The sequence below is a fragment of the Pseudomonas sp. TMW22089 genome, from assembly GCF_022496645.1.
Classification (GTDB): domain Bacteria; phylum Pseudomonadota; class Gammaproteobacteria; order Pseudomonadales; family Pseudomonadaceae; genus Aquipseudomonas; species Aquipseudomonas paraversuta.
This window is the reverse complement of record NZ_SCFG01000014.1, coordinates 79,070-103,059: the sequence shown is the minus strand read 5'-3', so window position 1 is coordinate 103,059 and position 23,990 is coordinate 79,070. Positions and strand designations below refer to the sequence as shown.

At 57.7% G+C, this 23,990-nt stretch carries 21 protein-coding genes and 1 pseudogene; 9 read left to right on the top strand and 13 right to left on the bottom strand.

Annotated features, from left to right (window positions below; genetic code table 11):
* Nucleotides 1-121: 121 nt before the first annotated feature.
* A pseudogene (locus EQV90_RS14660) lies at nt 122-367 on the bottom strand (LysR family transcriptional regulator); the annotation flags it as partial.
* Nucleotides 368-463: 96 nt separating this feature from the next.
* Here EQV90_RS14660 and EQV90_RS14655 point away from each other — a divergent pair.
* Nucleotides 464-685, top strand: a complete 222-nt coding sequence (locus EQV90_RS14655; protein WP_010656831.1) for a DUF1127 domain-containing protein — start codon at nt 464-466, stop codon at nt 683-685.
* 76 nt (nt 686-761) lie between these two features.
* Here EQV90_RS14655 and EQV90_RS14650 read toward each other — a convergent pair whose 3' ends face one another.
* Entirely contained in the window at nt 762-2,108 is a 1,347-nt protein-coding gene (locus EQV90_RS14650; protein WP_003446569.1) for a 3-deoxy-7-phosphoheptulonate synthase class II, read from the bottom strand.
* 160 nt (nt 2,109-2,268) lie between these two features.
* Here EQV90_RS14650 and EQV90_RS14645 point away from each other — a divergent pair, with 160 nt between their 5' ends.
* Both EQV90_RS14645 and EQV90_RS14640 read left to right on the top strand, forming a co-directional pair.
* On the top strand, nt 2,269-3,024 hold the full coding sequence (locus EQV90_RS14645; RefSeq protein WP_127195833.1) for a spermidine synthase: 756 nt from the start codon (nt 2,269-2,271) through the stop codon (nt 3,022-3,024).
* A 370-nt stretch (nt 3,025-3,394) separates the two neighbouring features.
* Complete coding sequence (locus tag EQV90_RS14640) at nt 3,395-5,068, top strand: DEAD/DEAH box helicase (RefSeq protein ID WP_003446572.1); 1,674 nt, start codon at nt 3,395-3,397, stop codon at nt 5,066-5,068.
* A 115-nt stretch (nt 5,069-5,183) separates the two neighbouring features.
* Here EQV90_RS14640 and EQV90_RS14635 read toward each other — a convergent pair whose 3' ends face one another.
* Nucleotides 5,184-5,951 (bottom strand): dioxygenase, encoded by a 768-nt coding sequence (locus EQV90_RS14635; RefSeq protein WP_240878323.1) that lies wholly within the window; start codon nt 5,949-5,951, stop codon nt 5,184-5,186.
* Nucleotides 5,952-6,051: 100 nt separating this feature from the next.
* Between EQV90_RS14635 and EQV90_RS14630 the strand changes: the two genes are divergently transcribed.
* Nucleotides 6,052-6,711 carry a thiopurine S-methyltransferase gene (locus tag EQV90_RS14630; RefSeq protein WP_240878322.1) on the top strand — a complete coding sequence of 220 codons (660 nt, stop codon included), beginning with the start codon at nt 6,052-6,054 and terminating at the stop codon, nt 6,709-6,711.
* 55 nt (nt 6,712-6,766) lie between these two features.
* On the opposite strand, the gene htpX is transcribed toward EQV90_RS14630, so the two are convergent.
* A complete protein-coding gene (htpX, locus tag EQV90_RS14625; RefSeq protein ID WP_003446575.1) occupies nt 6,767-7,654 on the bottom strand; it encodes a protease HtpX in 888 nt (295 codons plus the stop codon).
* Nucleotides 7,655-7,969: 315 nt separating this feature from the next.
* Nucleotides 7,970-9,181 (bottom strand): pyridoxal phosphate-dependent aminotransferase, encoded by a 1,212-nt coding sequence (locus EQV90_RS14620; RefSeq protein WP_003446576.1) that lies wholly within the window; start codon nt 9,179-9,181, stop codon nt 7,970-7,972.
* A gap of 210 nt (nt 9,182-9,391) precedes the next feature.
* Between EQV90_RS14620 and msrB the strand changes: the two genes are divergently transcribed.
* Complete coding sequence (gene msrB, locus EQV90_RS14615; RefSeq protein ID WP_003446577.1) at nt 9,392-9,787, top strand: peptide-methionine (R)-S-oxide reductase MsrB; 396 nt, start codon at nt 9,392-9,394, stop codon at nt 9,785-9,787.
* Nucleotides 9,788-9,809: 22 nt separating this feature from the next.
* The gene (locus tag EQV90_RS14610; RefSeq protein WP_010656828.1) at nt 9,810-10,292 is read left to right on the top strand and encodes a glutathione peroxidase; all 483 of its coding nucleotides are present in this window, start codon (nt 9,810-9,812) and stop codon (nt 10,290-10,292) included.
* A 63-nt stretch (nt 10,293-10,355) separates the two neighbouring features.
* Here EQV90_RS14610 and EQV90_RS14605 read toward each other — a convergent pair whose 3' ends face one another.
* Nucleotides 10,356-12,671 (bottom strand): response regulator, encoded by a 2,316-nt coding sequence (locus EQV90_RS14605; RefSeq protein ID WP_240878321.1) that lies wholly within the window; start codon nt 12,669-12,671, stop codon nt 10,356-10,358.
* Between the two features lie 175 nt (nt 12,672-12,846).
* Here EQV90_RS14605 and EQV90_RS14600 point away from each other — a divergent pair, with 175 nt between their 5' ends.
* Both EQV90_RS14600 and EQV90_RS14595 read left to right on the top strand, forming a co-directional pair.
* Nucleotides 12,847-13,740: an ATP-binding protein gene (locus EQV90_RS14600; protein WP_003446582.1), complete on the top strand. Its 894-nt coding sequence runs from the start codon at nt 12,847-12,849 to the stop codon at nt 13,738-13,740.
* Nucleotides 13,733-14,215: a GAF domain-containing protein gene (locus tag EQV90_RS14595; protein ID WP_010656826.1), complete on the top strand. Its 483-nt coding sequence runs from the start codon at nt 13,733-13,735 to the stop codon at nt 14,213-14,215. The genes EQV90_RS14600 and EQV90_RS14595 overlap by 8 nt, the downstream gene beginning before the upstream one ends.
* Nucleotides 14,216-14,402: 187 nt before the next feature.
* On the opposite strand, the gene EQV90_RS14590 is transcribed toward EQV90_RS14595, so the two are convergent.
* From EQV90_RS14590 to EQV90_RS14560, 7 genes are all read right to left on the bottom strand, one after another.
* The gene (locus EQV90_RS14590; protein ID WP_240878320.1) at nt 14,403-18,023 is read right to left on the bottom strand and encodes a transporter substrate-binding domain-containing protein; all 3,621 of its coding nucleotides are present in this window, start codon (nt 18,021-18,023) and stop codon (nt 14,403-14,405) included.
* A gap of 8 nt (nt 18,024-18,031) precedes the next feature.
* The gene (locus tag EQV90_RS14585; RefSeq protein WP_010656824.1) at nt 18,032-18,658 is read right to left on the bottom strand and encodes a response regulator transcription factor; all 627 of its coding nucleotides are present in this window, start codon (nt 18,656-18,658) and stop codon (nt 18,032-18,034) included.
* Between the two features lie 371 nt (nt 18,659-19,029).
* Nucleotides 19,030-20,361, bottom strand: coding sequence for a deoxyguanosinetriphosphate triphosphohydrolase (locus EQV90_RS14580; RefSeq protein ID WP_003446591.1), 1,332 nt, complete (start codon nt 20,359-20,361; stop codon nt 19,030-19,032).
* A gap of 149 nt (nt 20,362-20,510) precedes the next feature.
* Nucleotides 20,511-20,855, bottom strand: coding sequence for a hypothetical protein (locus EQV90_RS14575; RefSeq protein WP_003446593.1), 345 nt, complete (start codon nt 20,853-20,855; stop codon nt 20,511-20,513).
* Nucleotides 20,852-21,229 carry a phage holin family protein gene (locus EQV90_RS14570; protein WP_003446595.1) on the bottom strand — a complete coding sequence of 126 codons (378 nt, stop codon included), beginning with the start codon at nt 21,227-21,229 and terminating at the stop codon, nt 20,852-20,854. Before EQV90_RS14570 ends, EQV90_RS14575 begins: the two co-directional genes overlap by 4 nt.
* Nucleotide 21,230: 1 nt before the next feature.
* The gene (locus EQV90_RS14565) at nt 21,231-21,545 is read right to left on the bottom strand and encodes a YqjD family protein (protein ID WP_003446596.1); all 315 of its coding nucleotides are present in this window, start codon (nt 21,543-21,545) and stop codon (nt 21,231-21,233) included.
* Nucleotides 21,546-21,686: 141 nt separating this feature from the next.
* Entirely contained in the window at nt 21,687-23,423 is a 1,737-nt protein-coding gene (locus EQV90_RS14560; protein ID WP_003446598.1) for a monovalent cation:proton antiporter-2 (CPA2) family protein, read from the bottom strand.
* 273 nt (nt 23,424-23,696) lie between these two features.
* Here EQV90_RS14560 and EQV90_RS14555 point away from each other — a divergent pair, with 273 nt between their 5' ends.
* Nucleotides 23,697-23,933 carry a glutaredoxin family protein gene (locus EQV90_RS14555; RefSeq protein ID WP_003446600.1) on the top strand — a complete coding sequence of 79 codons (237 nt, stop codon included), beginning with the start codon at nt 23,697-23,699 and terminating at the stop codon, nt 23,931-23,933.
* The last annotated feature ends 57 nt before the right edge of the window (nt 23,934-23,990 follow it).

The window sequence follows — 23,990 nt, the reverse complement described above, 5'->3', positions numbered from 1 at the left end:
TCTTTTCGGTCACTTGTTTGACCGCCTGGATTTTGAATTCTTCGGGATATCGCTGGTTGCTCATGGCACCTCCTAATGGGCCTCATTTTAAGGCTTGGAGGTGTCTACGAAACTAGGGGCGATTCAGTTTAAGGATTCGCCGTGCATAGCCGAGCAGTACATGGCCTTCGGGAGTGAGGCTGACATTGCGCCCGTCGCGCTGGAACAACGCGCATTTGAGCACGTCGTCTTCGAGCCGTTTCATCTGCATGCTGACCGCCGACTGCGTGCGATTGACCACTTCGGCGGCGCGAGTAAAACCGCCGTGATCGGCAATGGCGGCAAAGGTACGCAACAGGTCGGTATCGATACTGGGGAATTCGGCCATTGATCAATCTCGCAGATGTATCGCATAAGAAACATTCGTTGGATTGATCTTAAGCCCGGGCAGAAACTTGAGCCATCCCTACGGAGGTCTCAAGTGATGAAAGGTCAAAAAGGTTTTGTCTGGATCGCCCGGCCAGTCAGTCAGAAGTCCTGGGCGCAAAAGGTGATGGCTGTGATTGCCCGCTGGTACCAGCTGTCGCGCCAAAGGGCGCATCTGCGGCGGATCAGTGATGCGACGCTTAAAGATCTGGGGCTGAGCCGGGCGGATATTGAATCCGAAAGTCATCGGGCTTTTTGGGATGACCCGTTCAACAAATAAGCTTGCCGGTAAAGGTGCAGAGCCCCTGTGGGAGCTGGCAAGCCGGCTCCCGCAGTTCGCGCACAAGTCAGGCGGTTCAGCGTTTGACCTGTTTCAGCGTTTCGGCAATCAGGAACGCCAGTTCCAGCGACTGGTCGGCGTTCATGCGCGGGTCGCAGTGGGTGTGGTAGCGGTCCGACAAACCGTCTTCGGTGATGGGCTTGGCCCCGCCAATGCACTCGGTGACGTTTTGCCCGGTCATCTCGATATGAATCCCGCCGGCATAGCTGCCTTCGGCCTCATGGACCTGGAAGAACTGCTTCACTTCGCCAAGAATCTGCGCAAAGTCGCGGGTCTTGTAGCCGCTGCTGGCCTTGATGGTGTTGGCGTGCATCGGGTCGCAACTCCACAGCACTTTCTTGCCTTCGCCTTCAACCGCACGGATCAGCTGCGGCAGGTGGTCGCCAACCTTGTTGGCGCCCATGCGCACGATCAGGTTGAGGCGGCCCGGGTCGTTGTCGGGGTTGAGGATGTCGATCAGGCGCAGCAGTTCTTCGGTATTCATGCTCGGGCCGACCTTGACCCCGATCGGGTTGTTGACCCCGCGCAGGAACTCGACGTGGGCACCGTCGAGCTGGCGCGTGCGGTCGCCGATCCACAGCATGTGCGCCGAGCAGTCGTAGTAATCGTTGGTCAGGCTGTCGCGCCGCACGAAGGCTTCTTCGTAATTCAGCAACAGCGCTTCGTGGGCCGTAAAGAAGCTGGTTTCGCGCAGTTGCGGCGAGCTGTCCATGCCGCAGGCGCGCATAAAGGCCAGGGTTTCGTCGATGCGGTTGGCCAACTGGCTGTATTTCTCCGCCAGTGCCGAGTTGGCGATGAAGTCCAGGTTCCACTTGTGGACCTGATGCAGATCGGCAAACCCGCCCTGGGCAAAGGCGCGCAGCAGGTTCAGGGTGGCCGTGGACTGGTGGTAGGACTGCAGCAGGCGCTCCGGGTCGGGTACGCGGCTTTTTTCATCGAAGCCGATGCCGTTGACGATGTCGCCGCGATAGGCCGGCAGGGTCACGCCATTGATCGTTTCATCGTTGGCCGAGCGCGGTTTGGCGAATTGCCCTGCCATGCGCCCGACCTTGACCACCGGGCAGCCAGCAGCGAAGGTCATGACGATGGCCATCTGCAGCAGCACTTTGAAGGTGTCGCGAATCTTGGCCGCCGAAAACTCGGCAAAGCTTTCTGCGCAATCGCCACCCTGTAACAGGAACGCCCGACCTTCAGTGACCTCGGCAAACTGGCGGCGCAGTTCACGGGCTTCGCCGGCGAACACCAGTGGCGGATAACTCGCCAGGCTTTGCTCCACGCGCAGCAGGTGAGCGGCGTCAGGGTAGCGGGGTTGTTGCTGGATCGGCAGGGCGCGCCAGCTGTCAGGGCTCCAGGGTTGGCTCATTGCAGACTCTAGTATTGGAAGGGGATGGCCCATGTTAGCAGCAATTAGTGCGTGACCTGTTGCGCCGCAATGGCCGACAATCGGCGCTTTCTGCTCGGCGCCGAGTGGTTGTTTTTTAGAGCGATGCCCGGGTTGTGCCGGGACGCGGCAAGGAGAGGAAATGTCTGAGGAGCGCGTTGAGCGTCTGCTCGCTGAAGTTCATGATGACTTCGGCATGATTCGGGTACTGGAGGTAGCCGACTACCGCTTCCTCGAGTTTGGCGATGCGATCGAGCAAAGCTGTGTTTTTACCGCTGACCCCAGCTGGCTGGAATACGACTACACCCGCGCCATGCTGATCGGCGCGCTGTGTCATGAGGCGCCTGAAAGCGCGCTGTTTCTGGGGCTTGGCGCCGGAACCCTGACCCAGGCCTGTCTCAAGTTTTTGCCCCTTGAAGATGTTGAAGCCATCGAGCTACGACCGGATGTACCGCGCCTGGCCATTGAATACCTGGGACTGGACGATGACCCGCGGCTGTATATCCGCATCGGAGATGCCCTGGAGCTGCTGGACAGCGCGGAGCCTGCGGACCTGGTTTTCGTCGACCTCTACAACGATCTGGGGCCGGCTACCGGTCACCTGGCCTGGAAGTTTCTTGAAGACTGTCAGAAAAAACTGTCCGCCAATGGCTGGCTGGTGATCAATCAATGGGCGACCGATGACGGCAAGCCGCTGGGGGCCGCCTTGCTGCGCGGTTTGTATCACCGCCATTATTGGGAGCTGCCGGTGAAGGAGGGCAACGTCATCCTGCTGGTGCCGTCCGATCTGGATCAGACTCTGGATATCGACGCGCTCACCGCCCGGGCCCAGGCCCTGGCTCCGCGTCTGGGCTACTCGCTGGACTCGCTGATCAAGGCGATTCGCCCGGCCACCTGAGGTCCGGCGATGAAACGTTTTAGCGTTTGCCCCAGAAGGGGCAGGCGCCAGGGGATTTCACAAAGGCGAAAATATTGCCAAAGCCCGGTATGCAGAGGCATACAGACGAGTTGGTCTTAAAAAAACACTTCTTTTTTTTGATAAATCCGGTATAGTGCGCGCCGGCCTTTAGCCGGGCCACGTTTAGGTGTCGCATTTCCCGAAGCACGCTTCGGCTGCTCGTCCGTTTCGCGGACAACCCTGAACGCTCCATTCATTTAACGTTTTCGCAAATCCCCGCCGACAAAGCAGCCAGGGCGACTCTTGAGTCTTACACGGCATGCGCAGCTTTGGAGCATGGGTCTTTGCGGATGCACTTAGAGGCAGACCCATGACCCAGGAAACCGGCGGCTTCGCCGCTTTTAATCTTAATCCGAACATTCTTGCAGCTGTCATTGCGACTGGCTACGAAGAACCTTCGGCTATTCAGCAGCAATCGATCCCGATCATTATGGCCGGTCACGACATGATTGGTCAGGCGCAAACCGGTACGGGTAAAACCGCCGCGTTCGCCCTGCCGATCCTGCATCGCATCGATCCTGCTAAGCGCGAGCCGCAAGCCCTGATCCTGGCGCCAACCCGTGAGTTGGCGCTGCAAGTAGCAACCGCTTTCGAAACTTATGCCAAGCAAATGCCTGGCGTTACCGTTGTGGCCGTTTACGGCGGCGCCCCTATGGGTCCACAACTGAAAGCAATCCGTAATGGCGCACAGATTGTTGTCGCCACTCCGGGCCGTCTGTGCGACCACTTGCGTCGTGACGAAAAAGTATTGGCAACCGTGAACCATCTGGTTCTCGACGAAGCTGACGAAATGCTCAAGCTGGGCTTCATGGATGACCTTGAAGCGATCTTCAAGGCTTTGCCTGCTACCCGTCAGACCGTATTGTTCTCGGCTACCCTGCCGCAGTCGATCCGTGCCATTGCCGAACGCCATCTGCGCGATCCGCAACACGTAAAAATCCAGACCAAGACTCAGACCGTTACCGCGATCGAACAGGCTCACCTGTTGGTTCACGCTGACCAGAAGACCTCGGCTGTATTGAGCCTGCTGGAAGTCGAAGATTTCGACGCCCTGATCATGTTCGTACGTACCAAGCAAGCGACCCTGGATCTGGCAAGTGCCCTGGAAGCCAAAGGCTATAAAGCTGCTGCGCTGAACGGTGACATTGCTCAGAACCAACGTGAGCGCGTTATCGAATCCCTCAAGGATGGCCGTCTGGACATCGTTGTAGCGACCGACGTAGCGGCTCGTGGTCTTGATGTTCCACGTATCACTCACGTGTTCAACGTTGACATGCCTTACGATCCAGAGTCCTACGTTCACCGTATCGGCCGTACTGGCCGTGCAGGTCGCGAAGGTCGCGCGCTGTTGCTGGTAACTCCGCGTGAGCGCCGCATGCTGCAAGTGATCGAGCGTGTAACCGGTCAAAAGGTTGCTGAAGTCCGCCTGCCGGATGCTCAAGCTGTTCTCGATGCCCGCATCAAGAAGTTGACCAACAGCCTGACGCCACTGGTTGCTGACGCTGAATCGACCCACGGTGATCTGCTGGATCGCCTGATTGCCGATATCGGTTGCAGCCCGCGTGCTCTGGCCGCTGCCCTGTTGCGCAAAGCTACCAACGGTCAGGCTCTGACTTTGGCTGCGATCGAGCGTGACCGTCCACTGGTGCCGAACAGCGCACCGCGTGAGCGTTCGTCCGAGCGTACTGGCGACCGTCCGGATCGTGGTGATCGTGAGCGTCGTGCTCCGGTTCCATTGGCCGAAGGTCGTGCCCGTTGCCGTACTGCGCTGGGTGCGCGTGACGGTATCGCTGCCAAGAACCTGCTGGGCGCTATCCTCAACGAGGGTGGTCTGGCACGTGAAGCAATCGGTCGCATCCAGGTGCGTGACAGCTTCAGCCTGGTAGAACTGCCGGAAGTTGGTCTGGAAAGCTTGCTGGCCAAGCTCAAAGACACCCGCGTTGCCGGCAAGCAGCTCAAGCTGCGTCGCTACCGCGAAGATTAATCACTGCCTGGCTGTGATTGATCGCTAAAAAAATCCCCGACTGGTTCGGGGATTTTTTTTGCCTGCAAATTGAGGCGCGGGCGACATAAAACTCTATGGGCGGGTGTGCGTGGCCTCACCCGAACCGGTAAATATCCATCCCCAGTGCGCCCAGCGTCCAGCCCTGGTGGGCAATGCTGAAAGAGCCGCCTGCGCCGCGGGCGAAGTACAGCGGCAGAAGATGTTCGTCACTGGGATGATTTTTGGCGGCAAAAGGCGCCAGTTGCCGGTACTGGTGCAGGGCCGGTTGGTCATCGGCGGCAAGTTTTTCGATCATCCAGTCGCGAAAGGATTTGGCCCAGGGCTTTATGCTTTCCGGGCCCGCGTGCCAGTCCAGCTCGCGCAGGTTGTGGGTGATGCTGCCCGAGCCAATGATCAGGATGCCTTCGCTGCGCAAGGTTGCCAGTGCGCGGCCGATTTCAGTCAGGCCCCCAGGCCCGGGCTGACCGGGCAATGAAACCTGAACCACGGGAATATCGGCCTGCGGGTACATCAACGACAGCGGCACCCAGGCGCCATGGTCAAAGGGCCGCTGGGCGTCCAGCCGGGCAGGCAGGCCGCGCCCGGCGAGCAGTTCAACAATGCGTGCGGCCAGGGCGGGGTCGCCGGGGGCCGGGTATTGCACGGCATACAGTTCAGGCGGGAAACCACCGAAGTCATGCCATGTTTCGGGCGCAGGGTGGCTGGCTACCCTCAGGTCGCTGGTTTCCCAGTGTGCAGACACCAGAACAATGGCTTTGGGGCGGGGGAGTCCGGCTGCCAGACGTTTGAGTGCCGGGCCGCTGGCACCAGGCTCGAGTGCCAGCATGGGAGAGCCGTGGGAGATAAACAGGCTGGGCAGCATGGCAGGGGTCCTCAGGGTTAAGATGAACCATCTTCAACCTGGTATTGATCTAAATCCAATATAAGTTTTAGTGCTTATTGATCGAATTTAAAGGTGAATCATGCAGCCCGAATTTTGGCACGACCGCTGGCAGCGTAATCAGATCGGTTTCCATCAGGAGCAAGTCAATTCCTACCTGCAGCGGCTGTGGCCCCGGCTTGAATTGCCCCGGGGCGCCCGGGTGCTGGTGCCTTTGTGCGGTAAAAGCCTGGATTTGAACTGGCTGGCGGCCAGTGGTTTCGAGGTTCTGGGTGTAGAGCTGTCGCAAACGGCCGTGGAGCAGTTTTTCAGTGAGCAGGGGGTCACGCCACAGATCAGGCAGCAAGGCGGCTTCAAGGTGTACGAGGCTGGCCCGGTGAGCCTCTGGTGTGGCGACTTCTTTGCCTTGAGTGCGGCAGACGTGGCTGAGTGTGCGGGGTTGTATGACCGTGCGGCGATCATTGCCTTGCCGGCTGAAATGCGTGAGGCCTATGCCCGGCATCTGACGCAAATCCTGCCCCGGGGCTGCGAGGGACTGCTGATCAGCCTCGATTATCCCCAGGGAGAAATGCAGGGGCCGCCGTTCTCGGTGCCGGATGTCGAGATTCAGCAATTGCTGGTGCCTGCCTGGGACTTGCAGATTATCGAGCAGTCCGATGTTCTGGAGCAGAACGGCAAGTTTCTCAAGGCCGGTGTTACCCGTCTGGTGGAGCGGGTCTACCGGCTACGCAAGAACGCTTGAATGGCGGGCACAAAAAAGGGCGACTCAAGTCGCCCTTTTTCGTATTGCCGTGCTGTCAGCCGCGACGACGCAGAGCATCGATACGTTCTTCCAGTGGCGGATGGCTCATGAACATCCGCGCCAGGCCTTGCTTGAGGCCGCCGTTAATGCCAAAAGCCGCCATGGTGTCAGGCATGTGTACCGGCAGTCCCTGCTCGGAGCGAAGGCGCTGCAGGGCACTGATCATGGCCGCCGTGCCTGCCAGTTGTGCACCGGCTTCGTCTGCGCGGAATTCACGCTTGCGCGAGAACCACATGACGATGGCGCTGGCAAGGAAGCCCAGTACCAGTTCAGCGAAGATGGTCGCGACGTAATAGGCAATGCCGCGGCCTTCGTCGTTCTTGAATACCACTTTGTCGACAAAGTTACCGATGATACGGGCGAAGAACATGACGAAGGTGTTCACCACGCCCTGCACCAATGCCAGGGTCACCATGTCGCCATTGGCGACGTGGCCGATTTCGTGGGCCAGTACGGCTTTTACTTCATCGGGTGAAAAGCGTTCCAGCAAACCCTGGCTGACCGCGACCAGCGCGTCGTTTTTATTCCAGCCAGTGGCAAAGGCGTTGGCCTCGTATGCCGGGAAAATACCCACTTCAGGCATCTTGATCCCTGCTTCGCGGGACAGTTGCTCAACGGTTTGCATCAGCCATTGTTCATGGCGGGTACGAGGCTGGGTAATCACCTGGGTGCTGGTGCTCATCTTCGCCATCCATTTGGAGATGAAGAGCGAGAACAAGGACCCTGCAAAACCAAAGACCGCACAGAATACCAACAGCTGACTGAGGTTCAGATCAACCCCGTTGGCCGCCATGAACCCGTCAAAGCCGAACAGGCTCAAGGTAATGCTGGCAATCAGCACGACCGCCAGGTTAGTGGCCAAAAACAGCAGAATGCGCATCATGGTTTAAAGAATCTCCTCGACTTAAAGGTATTGCCGTATGCGGGTATATAAGGTGCTGCCACAGGCTATTCAACCGGGCGACTATTTCAAACTGTGTCCTACGGCTTGATTTTAGTAACAAACCAGTCATTTCCTGATCCGGAATGACTTTTTTTAAGCGCACAAATTCGATCGGAGCCCAGCAAACCTTGGGTGCAAGCATTTTTTTGAAGTGAAAAAGGCTGCGTAGAAGGGCAGCAGGGAAGAGTAGGTGAAGAAAGTTTTACTCGACACATGCTGTGCGATATTTCCTTGATCGCACAGCATGTGAAGGGGTTACTGACGGTAGGTCTTCAAGAAATTACCGATTCGACCAATAGCCATATCCAGTTCATCGACCCGCGGCAAGGTCACGACGCGGAAATGGTCCGGCCATGGCCAGTTGAATGCGGTGCCTTGAACCACCAGCAATTTTTCCGAGAGCAGCAGATCCAGGACGAATTTTTCGTCGTTCAGGATCGGGCATACTTTTGGATCGATGCGGGGGAATGCATACAGCGCGCCCATGGGTTTCACGCAGCTGACGCCGGGGATGTCATTGAGCAGTTCCCAGGTGCGGTTACGTTGCTCCAGCAAGCGGCCGTTGGGCAAGACCAGATCATTGATGCTCTGGTAGCCGCCCAGTGCGGTCTGGATCGCATGCTGGCTGGGCACGTTGGCGCACAGGCGCATGTTGGCCAGCATGTCGATGCCTTCGATGTAGCTTTGTGCATTGTGCTTGGGGCCGGAGATGGCGATCCAGCCTGAGCGGAAGCCCGCCACCCGGTACGACTTGGACAAGCCGTTGAAGGTCAGGCACAGCAGGTCCGGTGCCAGCGAAGCGGTGCAAATGTGCACGGCATCGTCGTACAGGATCTTGTCGTAAATCTCATCCGAGAACACCACCAGGTTGTGCTGGCGGGCCAGTTCCAGCATGCCCAGCAGTACTTCCTTGGAATACACCGCGCCCGTCGGGTTGTTCGGGTTGATGATGACCATGGCTTTGGTGTTGGGGGTGATCTTGGCTTTGATGTCAGCCAGGTCAGGCCACCAGTTGGCTTGCTCGTCACACAGGTAATGCACCGGGTGACCGCCGGCAAGGGTTACGGCAGCGGTCCACAGCGGGTAGTCGGGTGCCGGCACCAGAACTTCGTCGCCGTTGTTGAGCAGCGCTTGCAGCGACATCACGATCAGCTCGGATACGCCGTTGCCCAGATAGACGTCTTCAATGCCGACGCCTTCTACCTGTTTCTGCTGGTAGTACTGCATTACCGCCTTGCGCGCGCTGAACAGGCCTTTGGAGTCGCTATAACCTTGCGCGGTCGGCAGATTGCGGATCACGTCCTGAAGGATTTCGTCCGGCGCTTCAAAACCAAAGGGCGCCGGGTTGCCGATATTCAGCTTGAGGATGCGATGGCCTTCCTCTTCCAGTCGTTTGGCGTGCTTGAGCACTGGGCCGCGAATGTCATAGCAGACGTTGGCGAGCTTGTTTGATTTGCTGACCTGCATGGCGATGTGATCCTGAAAATGAACGATCCAGGCCGTGTGAAATCCCGGCCCTGGCTAATCCTGCCTTGCAAACACCGCATTGCTTCAAGAATCCGTTTGAATGCAGATAGAGCGGGTGCCAGACTGGCGCATTACGAGGCGCAATCATACGTGCCACCCGACCCCTGGAAAAGCCACCGGGCAGGGTTTTTCAGCGACAGAGGCAGAACCATGGAAAAGTTGAACAAAACACTGGACGAATGGAAGGCCATGCTCGACCCCGAGCAATACAACGTGTGCCGTCTCAAAGGCACCGAACGGCCATTTTCGGGCAAATACAACGCCACCAAAACCGATGGCGTCTATCACTGTGTTTGCTGCAATCAGCCGCTGTTCGATTCCAGCGCCAAGTTCGATTCGGGTTGCGGCTGGCCAAGCTTTTATCAACCGATTGGCGACAGCGCGATGATCGAGATCCGTGATGCGAGTCACGGCATGGTGCGCACCGAAGTGGTCTGCTCCAAGTGCGAGGCCCACCTGGGGCATGTTTTTCCGGATGGCCCGCCGCCGACCGGGCTGCGTTATTGCATCAACTCGGTATGCCTGGACCTGGTTCCTCGCGCCTGACCTTTGCTGGAGAGACGCCGTCATGACTGGCAACCTGCTCAATATTCCCTGCACCACCCTCAGTGGCGAGCAAAAGACTCTGGCGGACTTCCCGGGCAAGGCAGTGCTGGTGGTCAATACCGCCAGCAAGTGCGGATTCACCCCGCAGTACAAAGGGCTTGAAGCCTTGTGGCAGCAATACAGGGATCAAGGGTTGGTGATTCTCGGCTTCCCCTGTAATCAGTTCGGCAAGCAGGAACCCGGTGACGCCGCCGCCATCGCCGAGTTTTGTGAACTGAACTTCGGGGTGACCTTCCCGCTGTTCAAGAAGATCGAGGTCAATGGCAGTCAGGCGCACCCATTGTTTGCAGCGCTTAAAAAAACGGCGCCAGGACTGCTGGGGACCGAAAGGATCAAGTGGAACTTCACCAAGTTCTTGATTGGCCCGGACGGCAGCGTCAAGCGTTACGCCCCGACCACCAAACCCGAGGCACTCAGGGCGGATATTGAAGCGTTGCTGCAATAAGCCGCCACAGCCTCACGCCGCGACTCTTGCCACGGTTCAGCGCGGCGCCTGCTTGTGCATTGCTCAGGTGTTCAGCGGCACCCAGGTGTCGAGCAGGGTTTCGAGCTCTTCGCGGCGGAAGGGTTTGGCCAGGTAGTCGTTCATCCCCGCCGCGCGGCAGCGCTCACGCTCTTCGGGCATGGCATTGGCAGTCAGGGCGACAATTGGCAGCTCTGGCCAGCGGCCACTCTGACGAATTTGCCGGGTGGCTTCGTAACCATCCATGACGGGCATGTTGCAGTCCATCAGTACCAGATCGAAGTTGTTGCGCTCCAGCTGGCTCAGCGCCTCACCACCATGGGCCGCAATCACCACGTCACAGCCAAGTTTGCCGAGCATACCCTTGGCCACCAGTTGGTTGACCGGGTTGTCCTCAACCAGCAGCACTTGAGCGCGGTGCAGAACGAAGGATCTCCTGGAGTGAGTGCTCGGGTGGTTGCCGCCTTCTTTTTGCAGCAACTGCTGCAAGGTCTGATACAGCGCGTGCCGTGATAAAGGCCGGGCTTTTTGTTGCAGGGGAGCCAGGGCGTTGACCTGGTCGCCGGGCATGAAGTTGCCATAGGCGGTGACCAGTAAAATCGGGGTGCTGATGGTGGGGCGCAGGCCGAACAGGCACTCTGGGCAGTCCGTAATCAGCAGGTCCGGATTAGCGCCCGCCAGTGAGTCGTCGAGCGAGTAACGCTGGTAATCCAGGCCCCATAAAGGCAAAAAACTGCTCAATAGTTCAGTCAGACCGCTGCCCGCAGGGCTCACGGCAATTACCCGGCCAGACAAGGGCATGGGCTTGATGGCGGGAGTGTGGCAGGGTAGAGGCAGCTCGGCACAGAACTGGCTGCCGAAACCGATTTGCGAGCTGATGGTCAGTCGGCCGTGCATGACTTCACACAGGCTGCGGGTCAATGCCAGGCCCAGGCCGGTACCGCCAAACTGGCGGGTAATACCGGCCCCGGCCTGGGTAAAGGGTTTGAATATGCGTGTCTGCGCTTCGTGGGCGATGCCGATGCCCGTGTCACGCACCTCGATCCGTACCTGGTCGTTGTGCGCGCTAAGGCGTACATCAACGCGCCCGAACCGGGTGAACTTGAGGGCATTGGACAGCAGGTTGCTGACAATCTGCCGCACCCGGGTTGGATCCCCCATCACCAATGCCGGGAAGTGCGGATCAATCAGGCAGGTCAGCTCTACGCTGGGCGCCGCGTTCTGAGACAGCAGGTTGGCGGTGTCTTCGGTCAGGGTGCCGAGATCGAAAGCAATATGTTCAAGTTCCAGTTTCCCGGCGTCGAATTTTGACAGGTCGAGAATGTCGTTCAGCAGTTCGACCAGAACCTTGCCCGAGTCGTGGGCTATTGAAAGCTGCTGCAGTTGCTCGGCGTTCAGCGGGCTGTCCAGACACAGTTCCAGCATGCCCAGCAGGCCATTGAGGGGCGTGCGTATTTCGTGGCTCATGTTGGCCAGAAACGCCGACCGCGCCTGAGCCATTTTCAGTGCCGTGCTGCGGGCTGCCTCCAGTTCTTGATTGGATTGACTGAGGCGCGAATTGATTGCTTCAAGTTCCTGGGTGCGGGCCTTGACCATGTCTTCAAGCTGGGACGAATACTCGGTCAGGCGATTTTCTGCATTGCGCCGCTGCTCGATTTCCCGGGCTACGGCGTCAAATTGCTGATTGGCAGCGTTGACCAATACACCGATTTCGTCGTCTTCATGTCCGCGCGGGCACTCGATGCGCGATGGCTTGGGATTACCGGGTTTGCTTCTGCTGAGCTCGCCAATAACCCGTACCAGCGGCTTGGTCAGCATCACATAAAACAGTCCCAGCAGAATAAAGGTCAGCAGCAGGCTTCTGGCAAAACCACTGAGCAGTGTGAGCTCGGCACGGTGCAGGAATCGACTGCCAAACGGGTAGGTATCCACCTCAAGGTGAAGCACCCCCACGCTTTGCTCGGGCAAGTGGTTGAAGTACAGGCGATCGTCGAAGGTGCGCATGGAGCCGAACAGGAAATCACTCAATGCCCGGTAGCGGCCGTTATCGGGCTGCTCGCGGCCATTGGCCAGCATGTTTTTGTCGTTATCGCTGATTTGCACCCCGGTAATGGCCGGCGCGCGCATCAGGCCCATCACCAGCTCTTGTGCGAGTTCTGAGTCCAGGTTGTAGGCAATACGTGAGGCCGGGTTATGGCTGATATCCAGGAGGGATTCGATTTCACGATTGATGGCTGCGTTTTCACTGGCATAATCCATACCGATTTGCAGCAGACTGAGCATTGTCCCCAGGACAAAGCCGACCAGCACTGTCAGCCTGGCCTGTTTGTAAGACAGGCGATGGGTAAGTTTTATGTCCATGGGTGCAGCACCTGATTCCATTTCCCTTCGGCGGGCAAGAATAATCGATTAGTCGGTTAACAGGCAGGTATAGCTGCAGTATTTACAGGCAGGTTGTATCAATCACCTCATGGACGGGCGCTGCGCGCGGTCCATGTCAATGCGCTATCACTGTGTATCAGTCTGAGGAGATGTTGTGGATTCTAAACTGTATGCCTTTCTAGAGCGGGCTGAAGCGGTCCTGGCGCGTCTTGAGCCGTTGCTGCCTGCGCAGCGCGAGCCGATTGAGTGGGGCGACTGCCTGGCAGCCCGCTGGCAACGCGAAGGCCGTTCGGGTTATCTGATGCCGCTGCAAGTCAGTCTTGAGATGCGTCTTACGGATCTGATCGGAGTTGATACCCAGCGCGATCAACTGGGCCGCAATACTAAACAATTCCTCGATGGCTTTCCGGCCAACCATGCGTTGCTGTGGGGCTCGCGCGGCACGGGCAAGTCTTCGATCATTCGGGCCTTGCTGGCCGAGTACGCGCAGTCCGGGTTGCGCTTGATTGAAATCGAACGTGATCACCTGGCCGATCTGCCACGAGTGGTGGAGCAGCTACAGGGCCAAAAGCAGCGTTTTATCCTGTTTTGCGATGACCTGTCTTTCGACGCCGGTGAAGGCGATTTCCGGGTTCTGAAAAGTGTGCTCGACGGCTCGCTGGAGCAAGCCCCGGACAACGTCTTGCTGTATGCCACCTCGAACCGCCGGCATTTGGTGTCCGAAAAAGAAAGCGACAACGAAAACTGGAAGAACGTCGACGGTGAGCTTCATCCCAGCGAAGCGGTGGAGGACAAGATTGCATTGTCTGATCGCTTCGGCCTGTGGTTGTCGTTCTACCCGTTTACCCAGGAGCACTTCCTCAACGTGGTCGAGCACTGGATTGAGGTACTGGCCGGCAAGGCCGGTCTGAAGTGGCAGCGTGACGAAGCGCTGGATATTCTGGCCGTGCGCTGGGCGACCGGGCGTGGCAACCGTAATGGCCGGTGTGCTTATCAATTTGCACGTTACTGGGTTGGATTGAAATTGCTGGAGCAAAACAATGATTGATTTGAATGCCACAGGCGCCGGTCTGGATGGCTATGGTTTGCTGCGGGCCCAGTTGGAGTCCTTGCTGGCGGATGAGCGCGATTTTATTGCCAACGCCGCGCAGTTTTCGGCTTTTTTGTACCATCAATTAGATGACCTGAACTGGGCCGGTTTTTACCTTAATCGTAATGAAGAGCTGGTGCTGGGGCCTTTTCAGGGGCAGATCGCGTGTGTCCGCATTCCTTTTGGCCGGGGCGTCTGTGGCGCCGCTGCGGCTAGCAGACAGACCCAGCGGGTTGAGGATGTACATGCTTTCCCGGGGCATATTGCCTGTGACAGTGCTTCCAACAGCGAACTGGTGGTGCCTTTGATCAAGGACGGGCGCCTGATCGGCGTGCTGGATCTGGACAGCCCTAGCGTCGGCCGGTTTTCCGAGCAGGATCAGCAAGGTATTGAGGCACTGGCTGCGATCTTCCTGCGTTTGAGTGAGTGCTGATAGCTCCTGATTGTTAGGGGCCGTGGTGCTTCGACTCGGGCTGGTCAGGCTGTAGCGGCTCCAGGCACGGCCGGGCGTATAGCAACATGCTCGCGCCCAAGCCGCGGGAACAGTTGCCGCGGGCCCACTGGTGATTCACTTGGGGCCGCGGTGACGTTCGGCTCAGGTGCCGGCAGGGTGGGTGCATTCAGGCGTGTTTGGCCAGTTCGTTGATCAATGTTACCTCCAGTGCTTCCATGGCCTGCTGCACGGCACTACGGCGAGACTCCAGAGTTGCAAGGCTGGCTTGCTCCAGCGCATCGCAGCGTTTGATCAGGATGTCGGCACTCACAATGCGCGCTGCGCCCTTGATCCGGTGTGCTATGACGAAAAAAGGTTGCAGGCCGTTGTCGACGCGCAGTTCAAGCAGTGTCTTGAGATCCTGCCGATTGCTGCGCAGCAGCTCTTCGAGCAGCATTCTGATTCGCGCGTTGTCCTGTCCTGACAGTGCGTAAAAGCTCTCAATATTGAGATTGGGTGCCCTCGCGGATGGGGCTGCGGGTTCGATCGCGGCCAGGCGTTGACCCAACAGTCTCAGGCTGATGGGTTTGAACAAACAATCGTCCATCCCGGCCTGCTTGCAACGCAGTCGCTCTTCGGGCTGGGCATTGGCGGTGAAGCCCAGAACCGTACAGCGGCTGTGTCGGGATGCCTGCTCATGCTGACGGATCGCCCGGGTCAAATCGTAGCCGTTCATGACCGGCATGTTGCAGTCAGCGATAACCAGATCAAACCTCGATTGTTTCCAGGCTTTTAACCCCTCAGCTCCGTTTTTTTCACTGGTAAAGCGATGCCCCAGAAATCCCAGTTGCTGGCACAGCAACAGGCGATTGGCAGGGTGGTCGTCCACCACCAGTACATTGAGCTGGGTGGTAGCGGGGTGGATTTGCGATTCTTCGGCGGTGGGCGGCGTGCAGGGCTCCAGCGCAGGCAACCTGAGGGTTATTTGAATTTGCGTGCCTACGTTGGGCTGACTGCTCAGGCTCAGGGTACCGCCCATCATTTCGCACAAACTACGACAGATCACCAGACCCAGACCGGTGCCGTTGATCGCCAGTTTTGCGCTGTTTTGCCCCTGGGCGAAGGGCTCGAACAGGCGCTCCTGATCCTGTTGGCTGATACCTATGCCGGTGTCCCGGACCCGCAACTGCAGATCAACATGGTGCGGGGTGTCGCTCGCCAGCAAGTGCAGTTCGAGGTTTACCTGGCCGCGCTCGGTGAACTTGATGGCGTTGCTGATCAGATTGGTCATGATTTGCTTGAAGCGCAGCGGATCGATCATGACATCAGGCGCCCGGCCTTCGGGTTTGAAAGTCAGTGAGAGGTGCAGGGATTTCTGTCTGGCCAGGCCGTCAAATACCCGGATCACCGAGCTGGCCAGATCCCGCAGATTGACCCGCTCTGGAGTCAGGCTCATTCGACCGGATTCGATGCGGGCGATATCGAGAATGTCGCCGATCAACTCCAGCAGGTCTTTGGCCGAATGATAGGCGACCTCTATTGAGGGGCGGTCGAGATGACCCTGGTCAGCGCGTTTCAAGGTCAGCTCAAGCATGCCGATGACTGCATTCATCGGGGTGCGGATCTCATGGCTCATGGTTGCCAGGAATGTGCTTTTGGCCCGGTTGGCGTCTTCGGCCAGGTCTTTGGCGGTGCGCAGATCCTCCAGCAGCTGGCGGCGATCGCTGATGTCGATCCAGCCGCCGATGATGCCCTGTACTTCGCCCAGGGCATCGCGATAGGGAAGAATCCAGTGGTAGATGGTGAGGGTTTTATCGCCTGCCTGCAGTGGCCGGTCGACGATAAGCGGGGTGCCTTCCGTCATGACCCGCAGACAGTCGGCCTGATAATCATGGGCTTCGTGTTCATCACGCATAAGGCTGCAGGTTTGCATCAGCGTTTGTCCGATGGCCTCTTCGCGCCGGGTTGAAAAAGCGTCCAGGTAGCTGTCATTGCAGGTTCGCAGAACCCCGTCGCGATCTTGCATATAAATCGGATGTGGCGTGCCATTGACCAGAACCCGCAGGAACTCGAACTGATCACTGAGTGCCTGCTCGGTCATTTTCCGTTGCCGGATCTGCCGGCGCATGCAGGCGTTCCAGATCAGCAACAGCAACAGCAAAAGGCTGGCGCCAATGATGATCTGGTAAATCAGGCGATGGTAAGGGTGCCAGTAGCTCTCCGGCGCCGGGGCATGCCCACCCCAGCGGCTGTGGATAATGCCCAGTTCTTCGGGCGCAATGCCGAGCAATGCCTTGTTGAGGATAGAGCCCAGTTCTGTGGCATCCCTGGAGGTGGCCAGGGAAAACGTGGCGGGCCGGGTTCCCAGGGAGGCGCTGATCTGCAACCGGTTGTGGAGCAATTTTGAAGACAGCCAGTAGTTGGCAATGGCCAGCGAGTTGACCGCCCCCTGTACTTTTCCCGCGGCCAGGAGTTCGGTTGCCTGATAAATGTCATCGGTGTTGACCAGAACTATTTGCGGATGCTCGGTACGCAAATAGTCAGTCAGGGGGTTGCCCAGGGGCAGGGCCAGTTTTTTGCCTGCCAGTTGATCAAGACTTGCAGGTTTGCCGGAACCCTTTGCGGTGAGCAACACGAATGAGTTCTCAAAATAGGGCCGACTGAAACTCAGCGAGCTTTCTCGGGAAGCAGAGGGACTGATGGCGGCAATGATGTCGGTTTCATGCCTGTTGATCATCTGGATCATGGTCCCGAAGCTGCGTGCACGCTGTATCTCGAAAGTCAGCCCGGTACGCAGGCGAACGATCTCCAGCAAGTCGGCAGTAATGCCTCTGAAATTTCCGTCCGGGTCAAAAAATGTCAGCGGCGCCAGGGTTTCATTGACCACCACTTTGACTACCGGGTGCTGGCTCAGCCACTGCTCTTCGCGCTCGGTCAGTTGCAGTTTTTGACTGGCCAGCAAACTATTGCTGCCGGCGTTCCAGCGCCTGGCAATACTATCGCGCTCACTGCCGGGCACGGCTTGCAGGGTAGTGTTGATCATCTCCAGCAGTTGCCGATTGTCCCGGTGTACGGCAAAGCTGAAGCCATGGGGTTGCGGCTTGCCGAAGTTGGCCATTTTAATGTTCTTCAGATGACCCTTGCTGATCATGTAATGCGCCGAGACCGTGTCCCCCAGAAATACATCTGTCTGCCCGAAAGCCACCGAGTTGATGGCGTTCTGAGTGGACGGATAGGAATGGATGATGGCCTTGGGGTAGAGCGCCTTGACCTCATCCAGAGGCAGGTAGTGGTGCACCAGGCTCAGGCGCAAACCGGCAAGGTCCCGGGGCAGAGAACGGCTGTCTCCCTCGCGGGTCACCAGGACCGGCTGGTCAATTGCATAGGGAGTGGACAGCAGCAGTTGCGGGTTGTCGGCTTCAAAGCCGTTTGAAGTACCAAGCAGGTCGATGCTGCCTTCTTCAAGTGCCTTGATGGCTGCGAGTCTGGAGTGGAATCGCTGGACTTTGATGGGGAGGTCAAGGGCACTGGCCAGAATTCCCAGGTAATCGGCGGTCAGGCCTTCATAGTCCCGGGCACTGGCGGTGAGGTCGAACGGTGGATAGTCAGGGGCCGAACTGCCGACCCGTAACTCGCGCTTGCCCTGGAGCCAGGAGCGCTGCTGTTGGTCCAGAGCAACCACCATGGGGTAGGTTCCGGAACGGCTGAGCAGCACATGGCTCTCTGCCCGGGCTGTGGCGCTGAACAGGAGGGTATCCAGGAGCAGGCCTGCGATCAATGACAGGTACTTGTTTAACCATGAGGGCATTGAGTTCTTCATACCAAAGCGTTGCGTTTAGCCAGTTCGATAAGGTTGATCATTGAGCTGACTTGCAGTTTTTGCATGAGCCGTTTTTTGTAAGTGCTCACGGTCTTGTTACTAAGAAACATGTCTGTGGCTATTTGCTTGTTTGTTTTTCCCTGGGCAAAGAGTTTCAGGACCATGAGTTCGCGGTCGTTGACAAGTTTGAACAGTTGCATTTCGGACGACTCACCGTTTTCGTACTTTTCTGAACTCAATGCCTGGCCGGGGAAGTAGTGGTAGCCGGAAAATACAGCTTTGATGGCACTGACAAGTTCGCTCAGGTCTTCTTGTTTGCATACATACCCGGCTGCACCTGAATGCATGCAGCGCATGGCAAAAAGTGCAGGGGGCTGGGCCGTCAAAACCAGGGTTTTAACCCTTGTGTTCATTGTGTTGAAGCGCGCCAGCACTTCAAGACCATCGAGCTTTGGAATGCTGATATCGAGAATGACCAGGTCCGGCACGGACTCGCGGATCATCTGCATTGCATCTACACCATTATCGGTTTCCCCGACTATTTCATAACCCTCATGCTCTAACAGCATGCGGATGGCAAGTCGGATCACAGGATGGTCGTCAACAATGAATACGGTGTTCATAAAAAACCCCACAAAGTACGGTATAGAATAGGCGCACCTTAGCTTAGTTATATGGAGTGATATACGATTGGGTAGGCCAGTAAGGGTAGTATGGGAATAGTCCTACATTAAATAAGGCAGGGGTTAAGGGTTTACTTGGAAAGTTGGAGAAGGTGAGCGAGGCAGTCAAAGGTTTACTTGAAATAACGCCTGGATTTTATCGAATTTTCTTTTGTGTAAAGTGAATTTTCCTACAGTTTTTTTCTGTTTTTATACAGGGGTAGTTGAAGGGGGGTGGGAGTTCCGGGTGGCGACAAGTGTCCGCGTTTGATTCAGCTCGGCACAGGCCGGAAACACGGCGCCCCGCCCTTTTTACAAGGGCGGGGCCGTTGTCAGGTCGGGCTGGAGCGCCCGGTCATTTCCCGGGCCATCTCGGTGGCATAGCTATCGGTCATCCCGGCAATAAAGTCGATGATCCGCATAAACGCACGATGCAACGGCCATTGCGGATGGGGGGCGTTATTCCCCAGCAGGTCGAGGATCCGGCGACTCTTGAACGACGGGGTTCGTCCGCCATACTGCTCCAGTGCTGCGCCACAAAAGGCGTTCAGCAGAATTTCGAGCGTGGTGTAGGCGCCGATTTCATGCAGGGTTTTGCGTTTGTCCTGGAAGATCTTCTTGCGCGCCATGTCCTTGGCATCCAGTACACAGCGCTTGGCCGGACCGTGCATGTGCTCCACCAGATCCCCGGGCAGGGTGCCGGCCAGCAGTTGCTCTTGCTGCTCAACGAATGCCAGTGCAGCAGCGTTGGTCAGGTGCTCGATGGCTTTGCCGCGCAGAATCGCCAGCTTGCGCCGTTGGGAGTCCTGGGGGCCGAGCAGGCGATAGGTTTGCGGCAGGTCATCGCCCACCAGCCCCAGTAACAAGGATTCAACTTCGTCATACTGCAGAAGATCCATCTCCAGGCCATCTTCAAGGTCGATCAGTGCGTAGCAGATGTCATCGGCCGCCTCCATCAGGTACACCAGCGGATGCCGCGCCCAGCGCTGGTCTTCGATTTGTGGCAGGCCGAGCTTGTGGGCAATGTTTTCGAGCAGGTGCAGTTCACTTTGATAGCAGCCGAACTTGTGCTTCTTGTAGCCCAAAGCGTCCGCATGGCGTGCGGTCCAGGGGTATTTGAGGAAGGTGCCAAGGGTGGCGTAGGTCAGGCGGGTACCGCCATCGAACTGGTGGTATTCAAGTTGCGTAAGCACCCTGAAGCCTTGCGCATTACCTTCAAAACTCAGGAAATCATTGCGCTCGGCATCGCTCATGTCGTTCAGCCAGCCCCGGTCTGCTGCCTGTTGAAACCAGTTGCGAATGGCGTCTTCACCCGAGTGGCCAAAGGGCGGGTTACCAATGTCATGGGCCAGACAGGCGGACTGAACGACCATGCCCAGGTCGGCCGGATCGCACCATTCGGGCAGCGCGCTACGGATCGTTTCACCAACCCGCATACCCAGTGAGCGTCCCACGCAACTGACTTCAAGTGAGTGGGTGAGGCGGGTATGGATATGATCGTTACTGTTGACCGGATGGACCTGGGTTTTGCGTCCCAAACGACGGAATGCGCCAGAAAATATGATCCGGTCATGGTCTTTATGGAAAGGGCTGCGCCCGAGTTCTTCGGGGCTGTGGTGGGGTTTTCCGAGGCGTTCGCGGTTAAGCAGGGTTTGCCAATCCAAGGCGCAGTGCTCCGTCAGTGACTGAGGCCCCAGCTTCTCGCTTCACACAGGATGGTGCAAGCCGCAGATGGTTCCATGCATGTCCAGGGCATTATCGGTGTTGCCTCCATGTGCAGGAACGAGGCAAGCCCGCTCCTGCACATGGCCCGTCAAGGCTTGCGCGACGAGGCTGCCTGGATGACCATTTTGATCAGTGGCAACAGGCCTGTGGTCAGACCGATCCAGCGTGATGTTCCATCGCTGCCTTTGCTTTTTGCACTTCTGCCCGTCAGAAAGCCGAGTACGCTGACAAGCCCCACGGCCCACAGCGAACCGTGCTTTATCCCCAGGTTTTCTTGCCAGTTGCTGGCCATGCCGCGCACTTTTTGCAGTGGTTGCAGCAGTTGTTGCGATTCGTGACGAATCTCCTGGCGGTGCATTTCCATGCGCAGACGGATCAACAGTTTGCGCATCTCGCGCCGTGAGGCGTTTTGTGGCATTTCAGGATGGCTCATGGCATCAATCGCTCACGGTCTTTGGCCAGCTCTTCCAGCGTGGCGTTGAAAGGAGAAGACTCATCGAACACCGCCGCTTTAAGGCGCACGCCGCAGAACGCCGCCGCCAGCGCATAAAACACGCAGAGCCCGATAATGCCGCTCAGGCGATAACTGTCCCAGAGCAATATCAACACCAGCGCCGACAGACCGATCAGCAACAACAGGGCGAACACCAGTGCCAGCCCGGCAAATAACAACAGGCTGACCGTGCGCGCTTTCTGCTCTTGCAGTTCGATGCCCAGCAACTCGACATGGCTATGCAACAGACCCAGAACCGCGGCACCCAGGCGCCGCGGTGTGGAACGGGAGGAGCCGGATTCTTCAGTTGTCATATCAGCGCCGGGTGGCCAGCAGGCCAATCAGAAAGCCCACGCCCGCCGCGATGCCAACGGACTGCCAAGGGTTGGACTGAACATAATCTTCGGTGGCCACTACGGCAGCCTGGCCACGCTCCTGTAACGACTCCTTGGTATCAGCAAGCGATTCGCGGGCCTTGAGCAGGCTGTCCTGGATTTTGGCGCGTACTTCCTCAGCGCCGTCGCCGGCCAGAGTCGCAGAGTGCTCCAGCAATCTTTCCGTGTCGTTGACCAGGGCCTGGAAGTCGGCCAACAGGATTTCTTGAGCATTCTTTGCTTTTATGCGGGCCATGGGTAACTCCGTTAGTGGCTTGTTGATGGTTCGAGTGTAGGCATTCGGTGAAGGTTCACTGCATTTCTCTGACACCTTGTGGGATTGCCCAACCTGAATGCCAGAGATATCCCGCTGAGCGATTTAAAACCTTACCTCAATTTATTCATTTTCGCGGGGGAAACCAGACCCTTCCCGCGGCTCTGTACTTTCAAAGCAGCCTTCAAGCAAGTGATAGCGGTTATGCCGCACTTCATCCACCCGGCGCTGTACGGTTTTTTCTGACAGCCCCAGCATGATCAGGGCATGGGAGGCGAGCATCAGGCTCGACTCCAGCAATTCAGGTACCACTTCAGTTGCCCCGGCGGCCTTGAGCTCGGCGAGCTTACTGTCGTCGCGGGTTCTGACCAGAATGGGCACGTCCAGGGTAATGAGCCGGGCCTCCTCGAGTACGCTCATGGCCACGTCCGTGCTATCCACCGCGATAACCAGCAGGCGTGCCCGGTCCAGGCCGATAGCGCGCAGCAAATCACCCCGACGGGCATCGCCGTAGTGCACGCTGCTGTTTCCTTTGGCCGCTTCCTGAATCCGCTCCGGGTCGTAGTCCAGAGCCACGAAATGTTTGTTCTCGTTGCGCAGAAAACGCCCGATGGACTGGCCAACACGACCGTAACCGCACATCACCACATGGCCATGCAGCTCGGCACTTTGCGCGGCGATTTGTTCCAGCTCGGCTTCTTCATTGGACTTGCGGTGCAGGGCCGCGGCAATTTTAGGTGCGGCCCGCAGCAGCAGGGGAGTCAGCAGCATCGAACAGAAAGTGGCGGCCAGCAGGTAAGCGGCGATATCTGGCGGGATCAGCGAGTTGAGTTGCATCTGGGCCATCAGGGCAAAGCAGAACTCACCGCCCTGGGCCAGCGCCAGGCCACTGCGCCAGGCCGTTTCGCCATCGCTGCCGCGCAGCTTGACCAGGGTCGCGACGACAATGCCTTTGATCAGCATCAAGGCCAGGGTCAGGCCGAGAATCAGAAAGCCGTCGTGAACGAACAGTTGCAGATCGATCAGCATGCCGATACTGACAAAGAACAGCCCCAGCAAGATGTCGCGGAATGGCCGGATGTCGGCTTCAATCTGATGCCGGTAGTGGCTTTCCCCCAGCAACATGCCGGCCAGGAAGGCCCCCAGCGCAGGCGACAAACCGAGCAGGTGGGTCAGCCAGGCGGTCAGTAATACGATCACCAGTGCCAGCAGCACGAACAGTTCGGCCGATCGGGAAGCAGCAACTTCGTGAAACAGGCGTGGCAGCACGAAGCGACTGGCAAACAGCAGGCCAACAAACAAAATAACGGTTTTGCCCAAGGTGACCGGCAATGCCCAATACCAGGCCTGGTCGCTGCTGCCGGCAAATACCGGTACCAAGGTCAACAACAGCACCGCGACCACATCCTGAAACAGCAGCACGCCAATGGCGTTTTGCCCGTGGCGACTGAAAATTTCGCCCAGGCTGGTCAGTTCCTTGCTCACGATGGCCGTGGATGACAGAGAGAGGCCTGCGCCCAGCAAGAATGCGGTGTTGGCGCTCATCCCGAACGCATACAGCAAGCCGCCCAGAGCCGCGGTGCTCACCAGTACCTGCAGGCTGCCCAGGCCAAACACCACGCGGCGCAACTTGAGCATCTTGGGCAGTGAGAACTCCAGCCCCAGCGAGAACAATAAAAACACCACCCCCAACTCTGCCAGATCAGGCAGGTCCGGGCTGTCATTGACCCAGTCCAGTGCCGTCGGGCCCACCAGCAGGCCGACAGATAAATAACCCAGCACGGGGGGTAGTTGCAGGCGCCGGAACAGCGCGATCACCACCAGGGATGAGGCAAGGATGATTAACAAATTGGCGAACACGAAAGTCTTCCTTGTCAGTTCGAGTAAAAAAGTCGCGAGCATCCAGCAAACGAGCAGTGCCGGCGCTGATGTACATCATTCTTTGCTGCCAACCCCGCAAGGGGCCGGTTCTTTGCCATTGCTGGTCTAGGGTAGTCGCAAGCAGCGGTATAGAGCGATTGTATTCTTCTGCCCGGAGGGGGGCGGCCCGCAAACCCAGCGCGCCAGCAAGCGCCTCGACGTGTTGGGGCAAGGCTCTTAAACTGGACGCTTATTCAAACAAGGTCATTATTTATGCCTCCCGAATGTCAACTGTTCGGCACCCTTGGCTGCCACTTGTGTGAACTGGCCGAGGCTGAACTGATGCCTTTGGTCGAACATGGATTGCTGGTGGAGCTGGTGGATATCGCAGAAAGTGAAGCGCTGTTTGAGGCCTATGGCTTGCGCATTCCGGTACTGCGTCGGGTCGATACGGGCGAAGAGTTGAGTTGGCCATTTGATACGGCCCAAGTGGTGAATTTTCTCCAATAGCCCTGGGCGGTTGCTGTGCGCGATAATCACCGGCTGCATTTACCGTCCGAGTTATCT